This window comes from Mesorhizobium sp. M1E.F.Ca.ET.063.01.1.1 (genome assembly GCF_003998155.1).
Taxonomy (GTDB): domain Bacteria; phylum Pseudomonadota; class Alphaproteobacteria; order Rhizobiales; family Rhizobiaceae; genus Mesorhizobium.
The window spans coordinates 1-3,521 of sequence record NZ_RZSC01000620.1 but is presented as its reverse complement, the minus strand read 5'-3'; the positions used below and the strand labels follow the sequence as shown (position 1 = coordinate 3,521).

Sequence of the window (3,521 nt, the reverse complement as noted above, 5' to 3'; positions counted from 1 at the left end):
CCGCTGCCGTCACCCAGGATCTGCGACGGATCGAAACCGAAATACCATCCGGCAAGAACGACCAGGATGACCAGGATGATGCTGGAACCGCCGCCGGCGCGGCCGCCGATCGGAATGCGAAACTGGCCAGGGCTGCCGCCCAAACCACCGCCGAGCCCGCCGCCACTGTCGCTGCGCTGGTCCTCGATATTGTCGCTCTGGCGACGGCCTCTCCAAAGCATGGCAACTCCTCGCACCACGAATGTCCTGGAAGGTCCGGCCCGCTACCGCCCCCTCGGCCAACAATTATCGCAATGGATACGTCAAGTCACAGCATTTTTCGCGCTGCGGCATCGCAACGTTGCGCTCCGCAACCGATCCTTGTCTTCGAGCTCCCGGGCTCAACGGGCTGAGGTCATCGCCCTGCGAAAAGCGTCCAGCGTCTCGGCGCTGACATGGTGCTCTATGCCTTCGGCGTCGATCCGCGCCGTCTCGGCGCTGACGCCCAGCGAGCGCAGGAACGCTTCGACCGTCTGGTGGCGGATGCGGCTCTCCTCGGCGACCTTCCGGCCGGTTTCGGTGAGGAACACGCCGCGATAGGGCTTTCTGGACACCAGCCCGTCGGCGCAGAGCCTGGTCAGCATTTTCGCTACGGTGGGTTGCGCGACGCCAAGCCTGGCCGCGATATCGACCTGACGGGCCTCATTGCCGTCCTCGATCAAGTCGGCGATCAGTTCGACATAGTCCTCGACGAGCGCGCTGCGGCGCGCTTCGCGCGTCTGCCGGAAACCTTCCGAATGGATTTCGGCATCGGGAAGCGGCTTTTCGCGTCGAACCGGTCTGTTCCTCAGCGCCAATACGCGCTCCTCCTCCTTGGTCGCCCGAAGGCTGAATCGGGATCGCATTCATAACACGAACCCTGCTGGTCCGGCCGTTTATTTGCATTCCCGCTCACGTGCAACCGGCCCTTTACGCCGCCGGATAAAAAGCACAAACAATGAAATATAGCCTATTGCATAATGTTGAGCCATGGCATAGATAAGGCGCATCCTTGATATATTCCAGTGGAAGTCCGTGATGTCCGACGCAGAAGCCGTGTCCCGTTCCTCGTGGCAATTTGCCCGCGCCGATGAGGGCGAGCAGCCCAGCCTGCGCGAGGTTAACGCCACGATCGCAGTGCCGCGGACCGGGATGTGGCTCCGCCGCCTGTTCGCCTTCATGGGCCCCGGCTACATGGTGTCGGTCGGCTATATGGACCCCGGCAACTGGGCGACAGACCTCGCCGGCGGCGCCCAGTTCGGTTACACGCTGCTTTTCGTCATCATGCTGTCGAACCTGATGGCGATCCTTTTGCAGGCGCTGGCCGCGCGTCTCGGCATCGCCACCGGCCGCGATCTTGCGCAGGCCTGCCGCGCCTACTATCCGCGCCCTGTCAATTTCCTGCTGTGGGTCGCCTGCGAGCTGGCGATCATCGCCTGCGACCTCGCCGAGGTGATCGGCACCGCTATCGCGCTGCAGCTTCTGTTCGGAATCCCGTTGATCGGCGGCGCCCTAATCACCGCGCTCGATGCCTTCCTCGTGCTCCTTCTGATGAACAGGGGCTTCCGTTACCTCGAGGCCTTTGTCGTTGCGCTGCTGATCATCATCTTCGGCTGCTTTGCCATCCAGATCTTCGTCGCCGCGCCGCCGGCCGCCACGATCCTGCATTCGATGTTCGTGCCGTCGTCCGAGATCGTCACCAACCCGGCGATGCTCTACATCGCCATCGGCATCATCGGCGCCACCGTGATGCCGCATAATCTCTACCTGCACTCCTCGATCGTGCAGACCCGTGCCTATCAGCGCACCGACGCCGGCAAGCGCGACGCCATCAAATGGGCGACGACGGATTCGACCATCGCGCTGATCCTGGCGCTGTTCGTCAACGCCTCAATCCTGATCGTCGCGGCCGTGGCCTTCCACGGCACCGGGCACCAGGATGTCGCCGAGATCGGCCAGGCTTTTGAATTGCTGTCGCCGCTCTTGGGTTTGAGCATCGCCTCGATCCTGTTCGCGATCGCGCTGCTCGCCTCCGGCCTCAACTCGACGGTCACCGCGACGCTCGCCGGCCAGATCGTGATGGAAGGCTTCCTGCGCCTGCGCATTCCGCAGTGGGCGCGTCGCTTGTTGACGCGCGGCGTCGCCATCGTCCCCGTCGTGATCGTGACCGCGTTCTATGGTGAAAAGGGCACGGCCCAGCTTCTGGTCTTCAGCCAGGTCATCCTGTCGATGCAGTTGCCCTTCGCCGTGGTGCCTCTGGTGCAGTTCGTGTCGGACAAGAAGAAGATGGGCAATTTCGCCATCCCGCGCGGCATTGCTGCGCTCGCCTGGATGGTCGCGGCGATCATCCTGGCGCTCAACTTCAAGCTGCTCTACGACACCATCGCCGGCTGAGATGGAACCGCGACATCCGAGCCGGCCGCGCTATCTTCTGGAAGCATGACCGGATCGGACGACGCCCGAAAATTCTACGCCAAGCTGATGGCCGCGCATGCGCGCTCCGCCGATCCCCGCATTGAGGAGGTGTTCGCCTCGGTGCCGCGCGAGGCCTTTCTCGGGCCCGGACCGTGGACCGTCTTTGCCGGCGACGGCGGGTTCAAGACGCCGACCGCCGATCCAAGCTACATCTACCAGAACGTGCTTGTGGTGGTCGATGCCGACAAGGGTATCAACAACGGCGAGCCGGTTCTGCACGCCATGTGGATCGGCAAGGTCGAACCGAAGCCCGGCGAAGCCGTCACCCATATCGGCGCCGGCACCGGCTACTACACCGCGTTGCTGGCGAAGCTGGTCGAACCGGGCGGCAGCGTCACCGCCTTCGAGCTCGAGACCGATCTCGCGGAGCGCGCAAGCCAAAATCTCGCGGCTTACGGCAATGTGAAAGTCATCCAAGGCAACGCAGTCACCAGCCTGCTCCCGCCTTCCGACATCATCTATGTCAATGCCGGTGTCGCGGCCCCTCCCGCAGCCTGGTTGAGGGCGCTCAAACCCGGCGGCCGCATGATCTTCCCCTGGCGTCCGGCCGAGCGCATCGGCCTGGCGGTGATTGTCACGCGCATGGAGCGCGGCTTTGCCTGCCAGCCTTTCATGGGCTCGTGGTTCATTCCCTGCGTCGGCGCCTGGGTCGCCGGACCGGAGGCAAAAGTGCCGACCCGCGAACGCGCCGCCCGCACGCGCTCGATCTGGCTGAGTGAAGACAAGGCGCCCGACCGCACCGCCACCGCCGTCTTCGGCGATGTCTGTTTCTCGTCCCGCCCTATCCGTGCCAGGCGTTAGAAATTTACAGGCTCGTGTCGGAGAGCAGCCACGTCGCTCGTCCTTAGGCTGAAATCCGGCCGTTACGGCGCGGATCGCGAAAGGAGAAAACAAATGCGCAAGATCATCGCCGCCACATTCGTCAGCCTCGACGGCGTCATGCAGGCGCCCGGCGGTCCGGAAGAGGATCCGGTTGGCGGCTTCAAGTTCGGCGGCTGGACGTTCCACTATTTCGACGAGGTGGCGGG

General features: G+C 63.7%; 4 protein-coding genes and 1 pseudogene. 3 read left to right on the top strand and 2 right to left on the bottom strand.

Features of this window, described 5'->3' with window-relative positions:
• Both EOA29_RS29330 and mntR read right to left on the bottom strand, forming a co-directional pair.
• On the bottom strand, positions 1 to 221 hold a 221-nt coding region (locus tag EOA29_RS29330), incomplete at its 3' end, for a neutral zinc metallopeptidase (protein ID WP_189479019.1).
• Between the two features lie 159 nt (positions 222 to 380).
• Positions 381 to 836: a manganese-binding transcriptional regulator MntR gene (mntR, locus tag EOA29_RS29325; RefSeq protein ID WP_189350563.1), complete on the bottom strand. Its 456-nt coding sequence runs from the start codon at positions 834 to 836 to the stop codon at positions 381 to 383.
• Between the two features lie 220 nt (positions 837 to 1,056).
• On the opposite strand from mntR, the gene EOA29_RS29320 reads away from it, so the two are divergent.
• The 3 genes and pseudogenes from EOA29_RS29320 to EOA29_RS43360 form a co-directional block, all read left to right on the top strand.
• Positions 1,057 to 2,412: an Nramp family divalent metal transporter gene (locus EOA29_RS29320; protein ID WP_126092462.1), complete on the top strand. Its 1,356-nt coding sequence runs from the start codon at positions 1,057 to 1,059 to the stop codon at positions 2,410 to 2,412.
• Between the two features lie 45 nt (positions 2,413 to 2,457).
• Positions 2,458 to 3,294, top strand: a complete 837-nt coding sequence (locus EOA29_RS29315; RefSeq protein ID WP_127221971.1) for an rRNA adenine N-6-methyltransferase family protein — start codon at positions 2,458 to 2,460, stop codon at positions 3,292 to 3,294.
• 93 nt (positions 3,295 to 3,387) lie between these two features.
• Positions 3,388 to 3,521: pseudogene (locus EOA29_RS43360) on the top strand (dihydrofolate reductase family protein); the annotation flags it as partial.